Here is a 20897-nt window from a genome sequence, read left to right on the forward strand (position 1 = left end):
TATCATATTTTCTAGTTACATATTGTCATAAGGTTAATTGACACAGGTCATAGACTAATCATTACACTTTTGTACTATCGGTTATGACAACTTATAAATAATAATTACATTGATGAGTCGTAAGTAAGACTAGACTATAAATTGGGGAGGGATTTTAAAGATGAATGAATCTGTATACAAAAACATTTTTATTCTAAGTTGTGTCTGTGGAAATGACAAGAAGTAAATTCGATAAACAAGTGAATGAAAGGGGAAGGGCGGATTAAAATGATATTACACGCAAAATCGTTCCACAATAAAGATAAAATCCAACGTGCTAAAATAGGACTTCAACTCTTTTTGAGTATCTTAATCATTACTTCTATTATCCTAAATGTAGTAGTAATAATTACGAAAAGTATGCCGCTTATTGTGGTATATATGTTTACCCCAGCATTATCTTCTATTTTGACTCGCATAATACTGAAAGAAGGGTTTAAAGATGTATCTTTTAGTCTCGGTAACTTAAAGATATGGAAAGGGATTGGTTTTGCTCTGCTAATCCCTATGATTATTTGTGGAATTACTTATTCTATCGCCTGGTTGAGCGGAATTGCGGGGTTTCAGTATCCCGAAGTTGGTATGTTTATTTTAGAACCGATCTACAATATGCTTGGGCTTCAGTATGTAACGGCACCATTCAACTTCATTTATCTAGTAGTATTGAGCGGCATTTTCAGAAGTTTGCTTGGCTTAATCCCGGCTTTGGGAGAAGAAATGGGTTGGCGAGGTTATATGCTCACAAGGCTAGTCGATGCAGAGTTTTCACGGCCCATCCTTATTAGTGGATTGATTTGGGCAACGTGGCATGTTCCAATAGTTATTGCTGGTCTATATGTAGCAGGACCATCTGTCGTTCTTTCAGTACTTGGTATCTATCTTTGTATTGTACCATTCGGTTATATTATAGCTTATTTACGACTTATCACAGGTAGCATTTGGCCTTCGGTTATCATCCATGCTACTTGGAATGCCATTATTCAAGGACCTTTCACACGTGCAAGTACAGGGTATCAAACTGAGATTTGGATTGGAGAATCTGGCTTGATAACCGCTATTATTATCTTGATTACTGCAATAATTACGTCTCGAATCGTAAATTTTACTAAATAGCATACGGATGTGTTTTAAATTCAATTAGTGAAATATGACGAGGCGAAATAAGATGCACCTAAAAATATTAGAAAAAATCTAGTTGAATGGACTCTTACTTAATCTTAGGCTGCTGGATATATGGGAGGCATCAAGCTAAGGGTTTAATTTATAAAAATAAACTTGATTGTCATAAAAAACATAATGTTTTTCATTTAAAGGCTATGAGATGAAATTTCATCATCTTCATCACGTTTGACCTTCAGGAAGTAAAAAGTTAAGCGATTATACAAATACTCTAACTGAAAAAACGGTATTCTTTCTATCTAAGATGTAGAAGGACTATCGTTTATTTTTTTGACAAAATTAGGGGTTGATGTTCATAAAATGGAGAATATAATTCGTATTTTACGTAAAGAGAAAAATTTCCCCCTAGAATATTAAGCTAAATCTCTTGGTGTGACGGTTGATTTAAGTTTCACTTTATGACTTGTAAAGGGCTGTTCAATGCATCGTACTATTAAAAAATCTAAATTTAATTATTAAATTGCGATAAAATGTGGTCGGAAATAATGAAATTTTAGGAAAAATAAGGTACACTAGTCTATGATTTTAGTTGAAAATCGTTTGACGTTAATGCATACGGGGGAAAGATTGATGAACAACAATACAACAAATGAATCAGTTGAAGAAATTGATCAAAAACGAGTAAGATCAAAAAAACGTTATACAAATTGGAAGTTTATCGCAGTGGGTATTGGTGTAATTGCACTTCTGATTGGGGGAATGAGTTATTATCAGGCAACTCACTTCAATTCGAATGTTACAATTAATGACACAAAAGTTGGTGGTCTGAGCGCTGATCAGGCAATACAGAAATTAAAGACATCTGGACTAGCAAACAAAGTCTATGTTGATCAACAACAAATTTTAGATGAAAAAGATACAAAAACGGAACTTACGGAAAAAGATTTGCCTCAAGTTAAGAAACTATTAAAAAGTCAGTGGACATTTTTCCCTTCCTCAAAGGGAGAAAATTATTCATTACTACCAGAGAAGGCAGATCAGTATCGTAGTGAAACGATGAAAAAACTTGTAGAAGAAACGCTCATCTCTATGAATGAAAAATTAAAAGCGCCTCAAGATGCTATGGCGAAGCTAGAACAAGGAAAAATAGTTATTTCGAAAAGTGTTGAAGGAAAACAGTATGACGTTACTAGTCTACTAAAAGATTACGATAAGCAAAAATATAAAAGCGAAATTCACCTGAAGTCTGCATACATAAAACCTATTAAAGAAGACGATCCGATTGTCAAAAAAGAGGAGAAAGCACTACAGAATCTTCTTGGGCAGTCTGTTGAGTATAAAGTGCAGGATGAAGTTTATCCTTTAAAAGCGAAAGATTTAATTCAAAATGCCTCTATGTCAAAGGATATGAAAGTTACAATTGATGCGAGTGACATTAAGAAGAAAATTACTGAAATTAATAATGCCAAATCAACATTAAATAAAGATTTCTCATTTAAAACGCATTCCGGTTCAGTTATATCAGTAAAAGGGCAAGGCTACGGCTGGGCACTAGATGTTGAAAAAGAAACTAAACAAGTTCAACAAGCCTTTGAGAAAGGCGAAAAGTCGCTTTCTGCTTCTAATATTCACGGAAATGGTTGGGAGAAGGAAGGTATCGGTTATAAAACAACAGCGAATAATGGCATCGGAGACACGTATGCGGAAGTTTCAATTGCAGAGCAACAAATTTGGATTTATAAAGATGGAAAATTAGTCGTTACAACAAATGTAGTAACGGGTAAACATAGCACGGGTGAAGATACATCACCAGGTGTTTGGTACGTCCTATATAAACGAACACCATACACGCTCAGAGGCAGCGCAGTAGGTAAAGCTGATTATGCAGTTAAAGTAGATTACTGGGTCCCATTCACAAATAGCGGTCAAGGGTTCCACGATGCCGGTTGGCGAAAAGACTGGGCAAATAATGCTTATTTAACAGGAGGATCAGGTGGGTGTGTGAACCTTCTTCCTAATGTTGCAAAAACTGTATATGATAGTTTGAACACTTATGATCCAGTTATCGTGTACTAAAAAATAGCTAAGTATCAAGAAATAAACAAAGCAGGAAATCTTACCTGATGGTATATGAAAAAAACACCTCTTGCATTCGCATACTAAGTGTGCAAATGTAATGGAGGTGTTTTTGTTTGAATATAAAAGTGTATTGCTTATAAGAAACAAAGTAGAAAGAGATTGAGAATAAGTATTCAAATAATCAATAAAATTGACAATGAATATCATTTTCACTTAATATAGAATCGTCGCATTTAATTAGACATGAATTTTTTGTTAATATAATAGATTTCTATTAAGTTGTCATATTTACGAACTATCATTAAATATTTTAAGAATTTAAACGTAGGAAAGGGTAATATAAAATGAACTGGAAAAAAGGCGGGTTATGGGTTATTATTTTTTTCGTTGTAAAAGGCACGATTTCTACACTTTTAATCGTTACAGGTGCTAAATATTTTGATTTATCATTTATGCAACTTATCTTATTAATTCTGACCTTATTAGTGATTTCTCTAATAAGTCGAAAATTGCTGTATAGACATAAACAAAACAAAAAGCAAAAAGAGCTAAATATATAATGGAGCCCCAGAGACCGTTGGATTTCTGGGGTTTTATTTCGATAGTTTTTTCGCATGTATATCAATTTAACAGAATAGGTTGTCCAAAATGATAAAATCGATGATGTTTAAAATGCGTCAGTTATTTTTACATAAGGATTGTAGAGAGCCTTTAAATATCAATCTTTATTTTGAAGCGACAGATGCGCATAAATTATGCTTGTTTTTCAATTGGTAGTTTAAATGTAAAAGTACTGCCTTCTCCTAATTCACTTTCAACTGTAATTTCTCCTCCGTGTAGTTCGACAATCCATTTTACCATAGACAATCCTAAACCTGTGTTTCCGATGTTTGAAGATGTTCGTGCTGCGTCAACTCGATAGAAGCGGTCCCATATTTTAGTAATATGTTGCTCGCTGATGCCTATACCATTATCAGAGACTTTACCTATTATGTTGGTTTCATCACGGAATAGTTGCATATTCACAGTTCCACTCGCTTTGCTATATGCAATTGCATTCGTTAGTAAATTCATTAATAAACGCATCATCAATGTTTGATCTGCTTTAATAAAGAGGTCTTCCTCTATATTAGTTGTTATATCAATCGAAGCCTCTTGCACCATTAATGAGAGCTCTTCTACGACGATTTCCGTTAATTCACTCATATTGATACATTCAAATTGGAAAGTATTATGTTTCCCTTGGTCAGCTCTTGCCAATAATAAGAGTTGTGAGATTAGAGTGGACATTTTACGTGATTGCCTTAAAATTACTTCTAACGATTCTTCCGTTTCTTTCGGATTATTCCTCTGTGATAAAGCGTATTCGCATTGCGAAATAATAACAGATGTTGGTGTTCTTAATTCATGAGATGCGTCAGATGTAAATTGTTTTTCACTTTCAAATGATGTCTCCAATCGCTCGAACATTTTGTCAAAGGTTTGTGCTAAATGATACATTTCATCTTTTGGTGAACCTTGTAAATTAATTCTTTTCGAAAGGTCTTTACCATCACCAATTTTACTAGCTGAATCACTCATTTGTTGCACAGGTCGAAACGCTCTTTGCGTAATAAAATATCCTCCGACTGCCGCAATGAGAATAAGTAATGGGAATGAGATGATTGTTACCACGATAAGCGTATTCATCGTTGATGATAATTGGTTCATAGTCATTATTCCACGAACCCAGATTTGCTCATCGCCGCCTGCATTATGGAGAAAATCATATACTATCCATTCTTTATTACCGTCTTTAATGGTTTGTATTTCATCAGATTTAAGCGATATATTTTTATTAAAGCTTGTAGGACTATTTCCTGCTAGCAGCTCACCTTGTTTATTATAAATACTTATATTTAAGCCATCTTCTAAGGCTTCAAAATCATCGTCCATCTTTAATTGTCCATGCTTATATTCGATATCTTCCATGCTTTCTTTTACTGTGCTCTTCAATTTATCTTTCATATTAAAAAGCAAAACTTTATCTGAAGAAGTTAAAATAAAAGCTAACACGAGTGCCATAATAATTACAATTAGCCCCGTATACCACAGGGTTACTCTCATTTTTATTGATAGTCTTTTCATGATTCTACTCGCAATACGTAACCAGTTCCTCGCACTGTATGAATTAACTTCGTTTCAAACTGGCTATCAATTTTTTTACGAAGATAGCGGACGTAAACATCAATAATATTCGAGCCACCTTCATAATCGTAATTCCACACATGTTGCTCAATTTTATCTCGTGTCAACACAACTTCTTTATTACGAATCATATATTCTAAAATAGCAAATTCCTTACTGGAAAGAGTGATAACTTGGTCTCCTCGTGTTACTTTATGCATATTGCAATCTACCACTAGGTCAGCGATTTCAAACACATTAGATGTATTTCCTGTTTTTCTTCGCATTAACACTCGAATTCTTGCTAACAGTTCGTCAAAAGCAAACGGCTTTACTAAATAATCATCCGCACCTAAGTCGAGTCCTGTTACACGATCATCAATTGTATCTTTAGCTGTAAGAAGCAAGACAGGAGTTGTATTATTGTCCGCGCGTAATCTTTGTAATACTTGTAAACCATCTATTCCTGGAATCATAATGTCAAGCACAATCAAATCGTAGGTAGCCATGTTTATATAATCCAGGGCATCTTCTCCATTCCTACATGCATCGACACTATAATGTTCTGCATTTAATCGTTTTACCAATATATTTTGTAAGTCTTGTTCATCTTCGACAATAAGAACTCGCATTAACATTCTCCTTTTCTTCTTATTAATATGTATCACTATAATTCAAAAACATTAAAGCAAGATTAGAAACGATTTAATTATATCATTTTATCCAGCATTAACGGGCAGTAAGACTCCTCCTTCAAAATTCGGCGAATGCGAGGGAGTTAGGGGAAGTCGGGCTACCCGTAAAAGTCTTCACTTTATTTTTTTATACATTAATCTTCCTTTAATGTTTGTTCAGTAATATAAAGGCAAGGATAAGGTGCACATGTAAAGGGAGGAAAACAGAATGCGAAAATGGATGCTGATTGGAGCGATATCTTGTGTATTGTTAACAGCTTGTTCTACTCAAGCTGTTAACAATACAGAAGTGCAACAACTGAAAGTGGAAAATGATAAATTACAAAAAGAAGTTGCTCAACTACAACAAGAACCAAACAAAACAGAGCCTGCTACGAATGATACGAAGCAAACACAAGATTTCAAAAACGAAGTCACATCTATTGTAGAAAAGGCAAATAACACGAAACCAGTTGGAGCAAAAGAAGATAACTTAAATATGTACTTGGCAACAAAAAAAGAAATTGACCAATTGGATGACAAGATAGATCTATCTGATAATCAGCTAGAAGCAGATTATCACGCTGGAACGATAACTGTTGAACAATATCAAACGCAAGAAAAAGAACACGATATACTGGAAGATCAATTAGAGCAAGCAGAAAATGCGCTTGAAGCAAGATTTGGAATAGAGGAGTAATCATTAAGGAGTGGATGAAAATGTTAAAGCATAAAAAGAAAATAATTATAAGTGTAATTGCTATTTTAGTAAGTGGTATTGCTATTGTTGGTGGATATTATGGTATGGGTTACAATTATGCAAAAAAGAATGAAAACTACACAGAGAAACAAGTTCGTGAAATTTCTTTAGCTCATACAAATGGAGAAATTATTAATGTGAAAAAAGAATTCGAATTAGAAGATGATAACTTAGCACAATCAAAATTTGAATATGAAGTAGAAATCAAGACACCTGATAACTTGTTAAATATTTTAAAGGTTAGTGCTAGAACAGGTACAATAGAAATCGATAATGAAGATTGAAAAAATATCGACAAATAAAATATTACGTACTTGATTTTTGTTATCGATAGCGAAGAAAAAGACGGTTCCCTAATTTTACAAGGGAATCGTCTTTTTTTTTGTTCTATGGATCTATGCATTTTTTATACTTTCCTATCCTGGTGCGGTTTTAGGGTTCTTGTCTCTTATTGGATTAACTGAAAAACTGTATAAAACCTTGTATACCCTTAGTGTGGTTTTTTCCGAAATACTGGCGGTACCCCGTCGCTATCAATCAAAGCTCATACAACGTCAATTATATTAGGGGGTGTTTCAGTTCTCGTTTTATCTTTTTACAATGATGAATATGAAATAATGACTTCCACTTATAAGAATGTGAAGAAGTGTTGATGCCAGTTGGAACTGTGGTAAAGGTTGAGGGTGGAATCTAAGGGAATATTAGAGATGTGCATGAAAGGTTATTAATCCATCTTCTATAAAATCGTGGGATTATATATGCACTTATTATCCTGGAGATTTTAAAATAAAACCTATCTAATTATAGAAGTGATTTGAACGTAAGGAAATTGTAAGAAATGGATAAGAAAAAAGAAATTTTTATTGTGTAGGATACAAATATAGAGAAGCGTAAAAGAGGGAGGGTAAATAGGATACATTTATACGAAAAACAAACTAGTAATAAGAGCATTCTATTGGTGGCAATTACTGAAAGAACAGAATACTCACTACAGTTCCTACAGGAAAGGGAAGAATCAATGGATATGGTCTAGGAATCTATGAAATTATATTTCCTAACGGTGTCCCGATATGGGAACATACAGATGTTATTCTAGGATTTGATACTTTTGCTGGAGGGGCATATGTTGACGGCAATTTGAACAGTATGGGTAGAGCCGAGAATACTGGTCTTTTTAAAAGTATTTTACTTGTTGAATATAGACAGTAGGGATAAAGCCAGAATAGTAGTTTATGTGATGTTTGTAATTGAACAAATAAAAGATGAAATCGATCATTTATCTAAGGAGGAATTTTTCTTATGGAAAATAAATTATCTGGAGTGTTAGCCGCTACCTTAGCTCTAACGATGAGTCTACCAACAGGAGCGATAGCGTCTTCTAGCAGTAAGACTCCGGTTGTATCTAGCCAAGAAGTTGCTAGCAAAGATTTGGAGAAGATTGCTGCAGAGAACGCTGCACTGCTCACGAAGTCCTATGAGACGACTAGTGTACAGTATGCGCTGATTGATAATGGTAAACTTATTTTGTCGGGGCAGACAGGTAAGAACGACATAGAAGGGAAAGAGCCACTAACCAAAGATACTCTATACGGAATTGGTTCAACCAGTAAAGTATATACAGCTGCGGCTGTTATGAAACTGGTAGACGAAGGAAAAGTTGATTTGGATGCTCCTGTTGCCCGCTATATTCCTGATTTTAAAATGAAAGATAAACGATATAAGCGTATTACACCGCGTATGCTGTTGAATCACTCCTCGGGTTTGCAAGGTTCGACGTTCAATAATGCATTTTTATTTAAAGATAATGATGCTTACGCCCATGATATATTATTGCAACAATTGTCCAACCAAAACTTGAAGGCAGACCCTGGTGCGTTCTCAGTATACTGTAATGACGGTTTTACACTGGCTGAGATCTTGGTAGAAAGAGTCAGCGGTATGAGTTTTACTGAATTTCTACATCAAAAGTTTACAGAGCCATTAAAACTGAATCATACGATAACATCGCAAGACAAATGGGAAGACGAAAAGCGGGCTGGACTGTATTCTCCGACATACCAGGGACAGCTACCAAGTGAAATGGTGAATCTAATTGGTACGGGAGGAATCTCTTCTACTGCAGAAGATGTGGTGCGATTCTCACAAATATTTATGGGACAGGGAAAAGAAATTCTCTCTAATAAAGCAGTCAAGGCGATGGAACAAGAAGAATATAAAAAAGGAATGTGGCCGGGAGATAGCGGAAATGTGTTCAACTATGGACTTGGCTGGGATAGTGTGAAACTATACCCATTCAGTGAATATGAGATAAAAGCGTTGACTAAGGGTGGGGATACGATACTGCAACATGCTACATTGGTCGTGCTTCCAGAACAGAAGATGGCAGCAGCTGTATTGTCCTCCGGCGGCAGCAGCATGACAAATCAACTGTTGGCAAATAAATTACTGCTAGCTAGGCTTAAAGAGAAAGGGACAATTAAGGATATAAAGCCAGATAAATCCTTCGGAAAGCCCGTCAAGGCTAAAGTGCCTCAAGACGTGGTAAAAAAAGCAGGATTTTATGGAAATAGCTATAGCCATTTCAAAATAGAAATTACGAAGAAGGGAGAACTGGTTTTACCAACTAAACCGGAAGAAAAATATGTATATACGGCGGATGGAAGCTTTATAAATGAGAAGGGTACTTCCAAGCTTAACTTCGTCACAGAGAAGAATGGAAAAGTTTATTTGAGAGAGAGCACATATGAATTATCACCGGGATTGGGGCAAAATGTGCTGACTCACTATTTAGCCCAGAAATTAGAAAACAATGTGTTACCGAAGAAAACAGCTGCTGCATGGGCGAAGCGCGAGGGTGGCAAGTTCTATCTCGTTAACGAAAAATTTAATTCTATGAACTATCTAGGACAACTAATGCCTCTTAACACACAAATTACGATCAAGGATGGATATTGGGACGGCAAAAAAATTACAGGTCCGAATACGGCGACGCATCAAATTCAAATTCCTGTGATGAATGGGCGGGATACAAAGGAAGCCCATTTCTATACAGAGGATGGTACTGAATATATGGAGATGTCCAGCTTTTTATACGTCAGTGAATCTAACGTAAAACCCCTTGATACAGGTCGATTATCAAAAGTTACATTGCAAAAAAATGGGCATGCGAAATGGTTTACGGTCCCGCAAGAGGCAGCAGGGAAAACGATGAATGTGGAGTTGCCATCAGGAAGTTCATTCGCGGTGTATGATGAGAATGGAGTATGCGTCAATTTTACCGTCGTTAGTGATAATAACAAAGTGAAACTACCAGAGAATGGAACGGTTGTATTTGCTGGCGCACCGAACTCCGAATTTACAGTCGCATTGAACTAGCTACAACTCGGGATAGACTTCAATAAAACAGTGCGACATGGAAAAGATATTTTATTTGTATCTTAAGTATTACCTTATTACAATTAAATTCTTAGCTTAATAGCAATGGGATAGCACCACATGCCTATCAGCCTAAGAAAATAAATCAACCCCATGTCCATCAAGCTAGTAAAAATAAATACCCAAAATATAGTAAAATTGACATCTCCAGAGTAAAAATGTAAAAAATTATTGTTTAGGGGCAACATAAAACCTTAGTTTGATAACGATATGGCGCTACTCATAAAAAAGAAATAGGAGAGAATATCCTATTTCTTTTTATTGATATAATAAAATGTAATGAATAGATCCAAAGTAATGATAATAATTAGAAGTAACAAGTGTATAAGTGCATCAGTTTTTCCGTTTAGTAAAGACTTTACAAAGAAATCCCATTCTGTTTCATAGGGAGGTTCTACCCAATTTCGTTGCAGACCTAATACCATTCCATTTATAAAATAGACAATACTTAATAGAATCCTTCCAACAAATAAGGCAGCTGTTTTTATATTCCAATCCTTTATCTTGATTACATAAAGGATTGGAAATAGTATCAGTATCCAAAAAACAATAATAAAGACTGTATTTCCCATTCTCTCCTCCTAACAAAATGATTGTATTTTTAATCTTGGTAAATTCTTAGGTTGGAGGTATGTTTCATTGTTACTGGTTAAAAACAAGGACCGTAATTCCGGCTCCTTTTCTATCCCGCAAAATAAAGGTTTGTTTTATCTCTCCGTCTCAAAAAACTCAATCCACTCTCCATCAGGACCAGCGAAGAATATGTAACGTGTTCCATCTGGTAATGTTTCGACTTCTTCTCCTAGTAAAAAGGTTACTGTGTGTTTCTTTAGTCTTGTGATTTCTTCTTCTAATGAATCTACCTTAAAGCAAATGTGATGTACTTTTCCTTCTGCCGGAAGAGAAGAATTGTAGCCTTCAATTAATTCAAGTATCGTTTCCTTCGATTCTTCTACACCTAAAAAAGCGAGTTTTAAGTCTGGGTTTGGGTGTCCCATTCGCTTAATGAGCTGTAAGCCAACTACTTTTTCATAAAAAGTAATAGATGTTTCTAAGTTTGCAACCATAAGTCCTACGTGTTCAATTCTTCTAACTGGCATGTAGATTCCTTCTTTCTGAAAATTATATACAATATATTATTGAAAATTAAGAAAATAAGCAAGATAAAAACCTTACAAATTTAAGCGTGTTGTATGGTATAGTGAGAAAGTATGTTTGGGGAGAAGGAAGGAGATTATACGATGAATATACCTACTCAAACTCCTTCATTATCGGAAACGATGAAAGAGTGGCATTATGCATTAGCATATGAAATTAAACATTGGAAAACGATAGGTGGTAGTAAAATTTCTATCATGAACGGTCGTTTTTTATATACAGATTATGAGAATACAGTGTATGTATTTCAGCTTATTTCGGAAGTAAGTTTACCTGAAGGTTCACCAATTCGAATTGAGTTCGATGGTGAGGAAGCGACAGGAGAAGTATTATCTGTACATGGATTAGAAATAGAATTGAAATTAAATGATTATATACAAGGTGAAATAAGAGAAGCGGTTTTATACAGTGAACCGTGGCAACTTTTAGAGCAACTGCAAGAGCGATTGAAAGAAGCACGTAAAGATAAGCTAAAACGTAATCGTATAAAGCGTCTCGTTGATGGGACGAGCAGTCCGAAGCATATTGAGAAGATGAAAAATCCGAAAAATGAACTAGCATATCGTTCGTTTTACAATCCGACAACGTACGTATGGGGACCGCCTGGAACAGGGAAGTCGTACAATTTATCACGTATTATTTCGGCTCATTACCAAAAAGGAAAATCGGTACTTGTGTTAGCTCATAGTAATGCGGCAGTGGACGTATTAATGAGCGAAGTAACGAAACAAATTGAGAAGAAAAAGAAATGGACACCTGGCGAAATTGTTCGTTACGGTTATAGTCAACATGAACATATACGAAATCATGAAACATTACTTACGTCGAAGCTAGTTGAAACGACGAACGGATCTTGGGGAGAAGAAAGACTCTATTTAGAAGAAACACGACAAGATCTTCGTGAAAAGATTTTATCATATAAAGCGACTTCTGCTGATAAGAAGCGTATACAAGAGATTGAAAGTGATCTTCGAAAGCAAAAAGCGAAAATTAAAGAAGTAGAAAAAGAATATATTGAAAATGCGAAAGTAATTGGTGCAACTCTATCAAAATGTGCAATTGATGCGCTAATTTATGAGCGTACATTTGATTTAGTTGTCGTAGATGAAGTGAGTATGGCGTTCGTTCCGCAAATCGCATTAGCTGCTTCACTTGGAAAACGTATCGTTGTTTGTGGCGACTTTTTACAATTACCTCCAATTGCGATGGCGAACCATGAACTTGTTCGCAAATGGCTTGGGGAAGATATGTTTTACCATGCTGGGATTGTTGAGTCTGTTAATAAATCAGAAGCACATCCGAACCTATTTATGTTGCAGGAACAAAGACGTATGCATGCGGATATATCGAAGTTTACGAATTCGTTTATTTATAAAAATAGAGTATACGATCATCCTTCTGTTTCAGAGCGTAAAGAACTTGCGCAATTGCAGCCGTTCGCAAATGAAGCGAGTGTTTTATTTGATACGAGCCAAATGGGAGCTTTTTCGTTAAAAGATGCGGCTTCTGGTTCACGTTTTAACATTATGTCTGGTTTAGTAGCGATGCAAATGATGTTAATCGGATTGTTAGACGGTGTTCAGTCGATTGGTGTTGTGACACCTTACAGGGCGCAGTCACGCTTTTTATCAACGTGTATTAGAGAAATGTTGCAGAGAACGAAATATCAAAACATACCAGTTTTAGCGGCGACAGTTCATAAGTTCCAAGGTTCTGAAAGAGATATGATGATCTTTGATACGGTTGACAGTTATCCGCAAGAACGACCTGGCGTATTATTCTTTGATCACAAAAACCATCGCCTCGTCAATGTAGCAGTGACAAGAGCGAGAGGGAAGTTCATTCAATTATCAGATTGCCATTATATGCGTAAAAACCTTTCGAGAAAACAAGCGTTATCACAATTAACAGCTCATATAGAACGTCATGGAGATGTGTATGATCGCACGACATCAAGACAATTGTGGGAACGGAAAATTTCGAAACGTTTACGCTGGTTTATGGAAATGAATCTTGAAGAGCCGAAAGGGTTATTAAAAGATATTTTAGCCGCAAAACGAAAAATTATTATTTCACTTCCAAGTACAAAACAAGTGGATAAGCGAGTATGGCAAGCGTTAATGCGTACAAATGCACAGATAACAGTTTATAGTGATGGACCAGTTCCACTGAAAAATGTAAAGTTACAAAGACAAAATAAAGCATTCCCGTTTATCGTAATTGATGATGAAATCTTCTGGGCAGGCGCACCGCTTACATCTCAAATGATGTTTGAAGGTAGTACAGAATTTCCGTACGTATGTGCCAGACTGCAAGCGCCAGAAACAATTGGTGTATTAAAAGGATTTTTAGATATTCGGTAAATTCGGATAGGAATTCCTTGACTTTTATTTGGAATGAACTTAGAATGAATGTAATTTAATATAATTTTATGAAAATTCTTATCACGAGAGGTGGAGGGACTGGCCCTATGATACCTCGGCAGCGGATTCGTTATGAATACTGTGCCAATTCCAGCAAGGTAACTTGAAAGATAAGAAAGAAGCTCATTTTGATTGTATATACAGAAGCCTCTTTCTATCTTTTAGAAAGAGGCTTTTTTACGTGAAAATAAAAGGAGGAAGAACAATGGGAGCGACAGGAGTAACGTCACAAAGAAAAACAATTGAAGAGAGTATCGAAAGAAATAAGGAAAAGTACATAGAAACAAGTCATGATATTCATGCGAATCCGGAGATTGGAAACCAAGAGTTTTACGCATCCAGAACGTTAAGCTTATTACTAGGTAGTGCAGGATTTCAGCTGCAACACAATATAGCTGGACATGAAACAGGTTTTATCGCGCGAAAAAGTTCAGGAAAACAAGGACCAGTCATTGCATTTTTAGCGGAGTATGACGCTTTACCAGGACTAGGTCATGCGTGTGGTCACAATTTAATTGGCACAATTAGCGTTGCAGCAGCAATCGCATTATCAGAAACGCTTGAAGAAATTGGCGGGGAAGTTGTCGTGTTTGGTACACCAGCAGAAGAAGGCGGGCCAAATGGTAGCGCGAAATCAAGTTATGTAAAGGCAGGTTTATTTAAAGACATTGATGCGGCGCTTATGATTCATCCGAGCGCAAAGACAGCGACAACGAGTCCTTCATTAGCAGTCGATCCACTTGATTTTCATTTTTACGGAAAAACAGCTCACGCTGCAGCCTCACCAGAAGAAGGGATTAATGCATTAGATGCGGTTATTCAGCTTTATAACAGTATTAACGCACTTCGCCAACAACTTCCGTCAGACGTGAAAATTCATGGCGTTATTACAGAAGGCGGAAAAGCACCTAACATTATTCCTGACTACGCCGCGGCAAGGTTCTTCATCCGCGCAGCAACGCGAAAAAGATGTGCAGAAGTAACAGAAAAAGTAAGAAACATTGCTGAGGGAGCAGCGTTAGCAACAGGTGCAAAAGTAAAAATTCATCAATTCCAAAATGAAATCGATGAATTACTCGTAACAAAAACATATAACGATATCGTAGCGGAAGAATTAGAACTATTAGGTGAAGAGGTAAATCGTAAAGAAAGAGTAGGGATCGGTTCAACCGACGCAGGAAACGTAAGTCAAGTCGTACCGACAATTCATCCGTACATTAAAATCGGACCAGATGACTTAATTGCACATACGAATGAATTTAGAGAAGCAGCACGTTCAGAACTTGGAGATAAAGCATTAATTACATCGGCAAAAGCATTAGCAAATACGGCGTATCGATTAATTACGGAAGAAGGGTTGTTAGAGAAGGTGAAGGAGGAGTTTAGAGAGGCACAGAGGAATCAGGGGTAAGGCACTTTTTCGAATATAAATCTAATTCATATGCAGAAATAATAGAAAAGAACATTGAAAAAAATCAATGTTCTTTTCTATTTATGAATCATTTGTTTCTTCATTAATTTTGAGGATGAATTTCTTTAGTGATATCTTGGATCTGGTCTAGTCTAGTCTAGTCTAGTTTAATAGTAACGGTGATCTGTGAGTTCGAATTGCATTAAAGGATAATAACTAGAGAATGTGTTGTAATTAAAATTTATATTTCTATATTAATTTGTAAAATAAATTCACTTTATGTTATTATATTTCCCTTGGACTGACAGTTTATAAAATGTATAGTGAATATTTGAAAAGTTGAAATAGGGGATGTATTACGTTGAAATGGTTATCTTGGGACAGAAATTTAAAAACTAGATTGATTGGCGAAACTATGTTCAATACATTGTTTTGGATGTATTTTCCGTTTATGGCAATATACTATAGCGATGCTTTTGGTAAAGCAATTGGCGGAATTTTAATGGCAATTATACCTCTTGTAGGCATAATAGGTAATTTGTTAGGTGGATATTTAGCTGATCGATTAGGGCGTCGACCTGTCATGCTATTAGGCACAATCATACAAGTAGCAATGTTTGCAGTTTTTGCTTTATCTCATTCACATTGGATTAATTATTTAGCCTATATCGGTATTGGAATTAGCGGGGCAATATACAGTCCAGCAAGTTCTGCAATGATAGCTGATATAGTGCCAGAAAAGGATAGAAGGGTGGTCTTTGCCACTTTTGTTACAGCAAATAATATTGGTGCTGTATTTGGACCAGTGTTAGGTTCATTTTTCTTCTTTCATTATCGAAGTGAATTGTTATGGACTTGTACAATTGTTACATTTATTTATTTTATAGCAATCTATTTCATAATTAGAGAAACGCTGCCCGAAGCTTCTAAAAATGATGGAGATAACAATCCAATATCAAAAATCTTTAAAGAACAATGGAATAATTATATGAAAATTTTTAGTGATAAAATTTTCTCTCTTTACATATTTGCGGGAGTTTTGATTATGATAGCTTTCATGCAGCTAGATCTTTATCTTGCATTATATGTAAAGGAATTTGTACCAACTCAATCTCTTTTCTCATGGAATATTGGTTCATTCTCTTTGAGTAATACTGAAATTTTCGGATGGATGATGGGGTTAAATGGCATTTTGTTTGTTTTATGTTCTTTACCTGTTGCAAAATATTTTGAGAATTGGAGCGACCGAAACGTTTTAATTGTCTCTAATATATTATTTGGAATGGGTATGTTTCTAATAGGGTTAACAACGAATATATGGCTACTATTTGGCTTTATGGCAATATTAACTATTGGGGAATTGATTCGTTCGCCAGTTTTACATAGTTTTGTCAGTAAATATGCACCTGAAAATTCTAGAGGACAGTATATGGCAGCATCTAATTTACAATTTACCATTGGGCGTTTTATTGCACCAATAATGATTGTATTTTCTACATGGCTACCTCCAATTGTTGTGTTCGGAATTATATTGCTTTGTACCCTTGTTAGTGCAGTTTTCTATGTGAAAGTATTTCGTATGATTTCAAATACAAACATGCATAATTCTACAAAATAGCCCTGTTATGCAGGGCATTTTGTAATTTAATAACTTAAAAGTTCTGTTAAGAGAAAGAAGAGAAGAATATATTAATCAAAAAAATTGATTAATTAGTTGCATAAAGAGCTAAACTACATATATACTATAAATATCAAAAAAAATTGATGAAGGGAGAGTGAACTAAAATGGCACAAGATTTTCAGCTCTATGAGAAAAAATTTAAAGCGTTGGCGGATCAGAAACGTTTAGAAATTATGTATGAGCTTTGTCAGCGAGGTCAGACGTGTGTATGTGATTTAACTGAAGTTTTTGAAATGACGCAATCCAAGTTGTCCTATCATTTAAAAATCTTATTAGATGCAGGTTTAATTGTAAAAGAAACAAAAGGTACGTGGAGTTATTATGATTTAAATGATGCGGAAGTAAATAATTTATTATCAGAAGAATTATGCTGTATCTTTAGAAAAACAGGCAAAGGTAGCTGCTGTTAAAATTTTATTCTATTAATCAAAAAAATTGATTAATTACATATAAAAGAGAGAAATTATCTATGAAATATATTTTGGTTTTTCATAGAAGAAGGGGGATAAAATGAAACGTTTATCTTTTCTAGATCGATATTTAACACTATGGATTTTTCTAGCTATGGCAGTTGGAATTGGTTTAGGGTTTGTGTTTCCTAGTGTAGTAGATGGACTGAATACATTACAAGTTGGAACGACGTCTATCCCGCTTGCTGTTGGTTTAATTGTCATGATGTATCCACCATTAGCAAAGGTTCGTTACGAGGAAATGGGCCGAGTATTTAAAGATGTAAAAGTATTGGTTTTATCTTTAGTACAAAACTGGATTATCGGACCTGTACTTATGTTTGTTTTAGCAATTATTTTTCTTCCTGATAAGCCAGAATATATGGTTGGTCTCATTATGATTGGGTTAGCACGTTGTATTGCGATGGTCATTGTTTGGAACGATCTTGCAGATGGGGATAAAGAGTATGCAGCAGGTTTAGTGGCTTTTAACTCAGTATTCCAAATGCTATTCTTCTCCGTTTATGCATACGTGTTTGTAACAGTCATTCCAGAATGGTTAGGAATTGAAGGGGCTATTGTCGATATTACAATGGTAGAAGTAGCGAAATCCGTGTTTATCTATTTGGGAATTCCTTTTATAGCAGGTATGTTGACGCGATTTGTACTCGTTAAGTTAAAAGGTAGACAGTGGTATGAAAAGGTATTTATACCGAAGATTAGTCCACTTACATTACTTGCATTACTATTTACAATCATCGTTATGTTCTCTTTAAAAGGGGAAATGATTGTTAGCGTACCATTAGATGTAGTAAGAATAGCGATTCCGTTATTAATCTATTTTATTGTAATGTTTTTTGTTTCTTTCTTTATGGGAAGAAAAATTGGTGCAAACTATCCGGTGACGACAACGTTAGCATTTACAGCAGGTAGTAATAACTTTGAGTTAGCGATTGCTGTAGCAGTTGGTGTGTTTGGTATTCATTCGGGCGCAGCATTTGCAGCTGTTATCGGGCCGTTAGTGGAAGTACCTGTAATGATTGCACTTGTAAACGTCGCTTTTTGGTTTAAGCGTAAATATTTTAATGATCAACCAGTATAATTTAAAAACAAAGGTGGAAAACAACATGGAAAACAAAAAGACAATCTATTTCTTATGCACAGGAAATTCATGCCGAAGCCAAATGGCAGAAGCGTGGGGCAAACAATTTTTAGAAGATAAGTGGAATGTGTATTCTGCAGGAATCGAAGCACATGGAGTAAATCCGAACGCAATTAAAGCAATGAACGAAGTAAATATCGACATAACAAATCAAACATCAGATATAATTGATGCAACCATTTTAAATAGTGCTGATTTAGTCGTTACGCTTTGTAGTCATGCAGATGCTGTCTGTCCATCTACTCCGCCGCATGTGAATCGTGTTCACTGGGGATTTGATGATCCAGCAGGAAAAGAGTGGTCTGAATTTCAACGTGTTCGCGATGAAATTGGTGAACGTATAAAGCGATTTTCTGAAACAGGGGAGTAAAGTAAAGAGTCAATCTTCTATTTTATAGGGATTGGCTCTTTTTATTATCTACTTCTTTGGTTTAAAACAACTATTAAAACGAATAGAGAATATTCTGTCATGGTGGTAAAGTTAGAATAGAGCAGTTTCAGGGGGGATAACATATGATTTCTGAATTAAACAAGGATGATTTTTATAAATGTAACCGTTTAGTAAATGAAAAAGGGCAATTGGAGGTAAAGGCTGTAATTGCAAGAGTGAATCCTGGTCGTATATTTGTAGATAACATTTATTGTCCTAATTTACGATTCAAAAAAGAAACAATATGGGGTGTCCGAAAATGAAAATACAAATTGTATTGTTTGATGGCTTCGGAGAACTTGTCTCTTTCGCGCCGTTTGAAGTACTGAAAAGAGCAATAGAAGAAGGGGCTCCGTTTACAGTTGAACTCGTATCAAGTGAACGAAAACAAGAAGTTACTACCTCGTTTGGAGTTACGGTTACACTACATGATTTTTTACGAATGGATAATCGCCCAGATTTGTTAATTGTACCTGGTGGTGGCTGGAATCATAAAGCTGAACATGGGGCACGAAAGCAAGCAGAGCTTGGAACACTGACAGAAACGATTAGAGAGATGCATAATGAAGGAACGATTGTTGCGGGAGTTTGTACAGGAGGTATGCTACTAGCAGCCTCAGGTATATTGAATGGTAAAAAGGCGACGATGCACCATTTGGCACAGGGTGAAATGAGTAAATATGGGGCAGAACTTCTTCATTACCGAATTGTAGATCAAGGCGATATTATTACTGCAAGAGGAGTTACTTCAGGAACTGATTTAGCTCTTTGGATTACGGAAAAGTTCGCAAGTTCTAAAATTGCAGCTGCTGTTGAATATAGAATGGAATATGAGAGGCGAGGTGTTGTTTGGAAGTAATTTAATTATATTTTTTGCTGCAGAGCGTATCAAATATTGTAAAAGAGAAAGAGCCAACTCATACGAGTAGGTTCTTTCATTTATATACTATATTGCTTATTTTTTCACAGTAATATCTTTTTCAAAAAATCATAAAATAGATAATATATTTTGTTCCACATTGATAATTATTTTCATTATATATTTATAAATTAGTAAAATTTAGTTTACAAATTTTCATATAGCTTATATAATTTGACTCATATAAAAAAGTTTCCTTAAGGAAACTTAAGCGCGGGTTTACATTCGCTTTATATTTTTTTGCTTAAAAGTTGCCTTTGCGCAAAATAATTATATACACGAAAAAAAGAAAGGGGAATGCATAAAAAATGGGTGAGGCTATAATTGTTAAAGATTTGTTTGTATCGTATCAAGGGAATCAAGTAGTTCAAAATGTCTCCTTCGATATTGAAAAAGGGAAGCTCGTTGGAATTATTGGTCCAAATGGAGCGGGGAAATCTACTTTAATGAAAGCTGTATTAGATTTAATCCCAAATGATAAGGGATATGTCCAAATTCTTGGAGAGGATATTCGAAGCGTTAGAAAGAGTGTTGCATATGTACCGCAAAGAAGTGATATAGATTGGGACTTTCCGATTACAGTTTTAGATGTCGTGCTAATTGGAACGTATCCATCTTTAGGTATGATGAAAAGACCGAAGAAAGAGCATCGGGATTGGGCGTTTGATTGCTTAAAAAAAGTCGGAATGGAAGAGTTTAAAAATCGCCAAATCGGTGAGTTGTCAGGTGGACAACAACAACGTGTCTTTTTGGCGAGAGCTTTAGCGCAAAAGGCGGAAATATTCTTCTTAGATGAGCCGTTTGTCGGAATTGATGTAACAAGTGAAGAGACAATCATTAAAATTCTTAGGGAACTACGTAAAGAAGGAAAAACGATTGTCGTTGTCCATCATGATTTAAGTAAAGCAGAATCGTATTTTGATAAATTACTATTAATGAATAAAAGCTTAATTCATTACGGAGAAGTACGCCAAGTATTAGAACCAACTGTT

The 20897-nt window shown here is 35.4% G+C and carries 18 protein-coding genes, 1 pseudogene and 1 riboswitch; of the genes and pseudogenes, 15 read left to right on the plus strand and 4 right to left on the minus strand.

Features of this window, described 5'->3' with window-relative positions; all coding sequences use genetic code 11:
• Window positions 1-267: 267 nt before the first annotated feature.
• The 3 genes from MR167_RS14890 (at window position 268) to MR167_RS14900 (ending at window position 3797) form a co-directional block, all read left to right on the plus strand.
• Window positions 268-1152 (plus strand): CPBP family intramembrane glutamic endopeptidase, encoded by an 885-nt coding sequence (locus MR167_RS14890; protein WP_242314906.1) that lies wholly within the window; start codon window positions 268-270, stop codon window positions 1150-1152.
• A 636-nt stretch (window positions 1153-1788) separates the two neighbouring features.
• Window positions 1789-3234: a L,D-transpeptidase family protein gene (locus tag MR167_RS14895; RefSeq protein WP_001064072.1), complete on the plus strand. Its 1446-nt coding sequence runs from the start codon at window positions 1789-1791 to the stop codon at window positions 3232-3234.
• Window positions 3235-3581: 347 nt separating this feature from the next.
• Window positions 3582-3797: a hypothetical protein gene (locus MR167_RS14900; RefSeq protein WP_001104104.1), complete on the plus strand. Its 216-nt coding sequence runs from the start codon at window positions 3582-3584 to the stop codon at window positions 3795-3797.
• Between the two features lie 193 nt (window positions 3798-3990).
• On the opposite strand, the gene MR167_RS14905 is transcribed toward MR167_RS14900, so the two are convergent.
• Both MR167_RS14905 and MR167_RS14910 read right to left on the minus strand, forming a co-directional pair.
• Window positions 3991-5364: a sensor histidine kinase gene (locus MR167_RS14905; RefSeq protein ID WP_242314907.1), complete on the minus strand. Its 1374-nt coding sequence runs from the start codon at window positions 5362-5364 to the stop codon at window positions 3991-3993.
• Window positions 5361-6035, minus strand: a complete 675-nt coding sequence (locus tag MR167_RS14910) for a response regulator transcription factor (protein ID WP_001264535.1) — start codon at window positions 6033-6035, stop codon at window positions 5361-5363. The genes MR167_RS14905 and MR167_RS14910 overlap by 4 nt, the downstream gene beginning before the upstream one ends.
• A gap of 271 nt (window positions 6036-6306) precedes the next feature.
• On the opposite strand from MR167_RS14910, the gene MR167_RS14915 reads away from it, so the two are divergent.
• The 3 genes from MR167_RS14915 (at window position 6307) to MR167_RS14925 (ending at window position 10212) form a co-directional block, all read left to right on the plus strand.
• Window positions 6307-6777: a hypothetical protein gene (locus MR167_RS14915; RefSeq protein WP_001233663.1), complete on the plus strand. Its 471-nt coding sequence runs from the start codon at window positions 6307-6309 to the stop codon at window positions 6775-6777.
• 20 nt (window positions 6778-6797) lie between these two features.
• Entirely contained in the window at window positions 6798-7121 is a 324-nt protein-coding gene (locus tag MR167_RS14920) for a PepSY domain-containing protein (RefSeq protein WP_000912129.1), read from the plus strand.
• 1015 nt (window positions 7122-8136) lie between these two features.
• Window positions 8137-10212 (plus strand): serine hydrolase domain-containing protein, encoded by a 2076-nt coding sequence (locus tag MR167_RS14925; RefSeq protein WP_242314909.1) that lies wholly within the window; start codon window positions 8137-8139, stop codon window positions 10210-10212.
• Window positions 10213-10520: 308 nt separating this feature from the next.
• On the opposite strand, the gene MR167_RS14930 is transcribed toward MR167_RS14925, so the two are convergent.
• Window positions 10521-10844 carry a hypothetical protein gene (locus tag MR167_RS14930; RefSeq protein ID WP_000528636.1) on the minus strand — a complete coding sequence of 108 codons (324 nt, stop codon included), beginning with the start codon at window positions 10842-10844 and terminating at the stop codon, window positions 10521-10523.
• Between the two features lie 135 nt (window positions 10845-10979).
• Window positions 10980-11372: a VOC family protein gene (locus MR167_RS14935; RefSeq protein WP_001145295.1), complete on the minus strand. Its 393-nt coding sequence runs from the start codon at window positions 11370-11372 to the stop codon at window positions 10980-10982.
• A 111-nt stretch (window positions 11373-11483) separates the two neighbouring features.
• On the opposite strand from MR167_RS14935, the gene MR167_RS14940 reads away from it, so the two are divergent.
• From MR167_RS14940 to MR167_RS14980, 9 genes and pseudogenes are all read left to right on the plus strand, one after another.
• Window positions 11484-13793: an AAA domain-containing protein gene (locus MR167_RS14940; RefSeq protein ID WP_002162750.1), complete on the plus strand. Its 2310-nt coding sequence runs from the start codon at window positions 11484-11486 to the stop codon at window positions 13791-13793.
• Between the two features lie 75 nt (window positions 13794-13868).
• A riboswitch (SAM riboswitch) is annotated at window positions 13869-13970 on the plus strand.
• Between the two features lie 88 nt (window positions 13971-14058).
• Complete coding sequence (locus MR167_RS14945; protein WP_000501375.1) at window positions 14059-15264, plus strand: M20 family metallopeptidase; 1206 nt, start codon at window positions 14059-14061, stop codon at window positions 15262-15264.
• A 361-nt stretch (window positions 15265-15625) separates the two neighbouring features.
• The gene (locus MR167_RS14950) at window positions 15626-16882 is read left to right on the plus strand and encodes an MDR family MFS transporter (RefSeq protein ID WP_242314911.1); all 1257 of its coding nucleotides are present in this window, start codon (window positions 15626-15628) and stop codon (window positions 16880-16882) included.
• Between the two features lie 167 nt (window positions 16883-17049).
• Complete coding sequence (gene arsR, locus MR167_RS14955) at window positions 17050-17355, plus strand: arsenical resistance operon transcriptional regulator ArsR (protein ID WP_000046018.1); 306 nt, start codon at window positions 17050-17052, stop codon at window positions 17353-17355.
• Window positions 17356-17455: 100 nt separating this feature from the next.
• Window positions 17456-18496, plus strand: a complete 1041-nt coding sequence (arsB, locus tag MR167_RS14960; RefSeq protein ID WP_002110658.1) for an ACR3 family arsenite efflux transporter — start codon at window positions 17456-17458, stop codon at window positions 18494-18496.
• A gap of 25 nt (window positions 18497-18521) precedes the next feature.
• Window positions 18522-18926 carry an arsenate reductase (thioredoxin) gene (arsC, locus tag MR167_RS14965; protein WP_000428340.1) on the plus strand — a complete coding sequence of 135 codons (405 nt, stop codon included), beginning with the start codon at window positions 18522-18524 and terminating at the stop codon, window positions 18924-18926.
• Between the two features lie 143 nt (window positions 18927-19069).
• Window positions 19070-19207 (plus strand): annotated as a pseudogene (locus MR167_RS14970) (GNAT family acetyltransferase); the annotation flags it as partial.
• Window positions 19208-19245: 38 nt separating this feature from the next.
• Window positions 19246-19845, plus strand: coding sequence for a DJ-1/PfpI family protein (locus MR167_RS14975; RefSeq protein ID WP_000701570.1), 600 nt, complete (start codon window positions 19246-19248; stop codon window positions 19843-19845).
• Between the two features lie 368 nt (window positions 19846-20213).
• Window positions 20214-20897: metal ABC transporter ATP-binding protein (locus tag MR167_RS14980; RefSeq protein ID WP_242314912.1), on the plus strand; the 684-nt coding region annotated here is incomplete at its 3' end.

Origin of the sequence: Bacillus cereus group sp. BfR-BA-01355 (assembly GCF_022663675.1) — a bacterium.
In the GTDB taxonomy this organism is placed as follows: domain Bacteria; phylum Bacillota; class Bacilli; order Bacillales; family Bacillaceae_G; genus Bacillus_A; species Bacillus_A thuringiensis_S.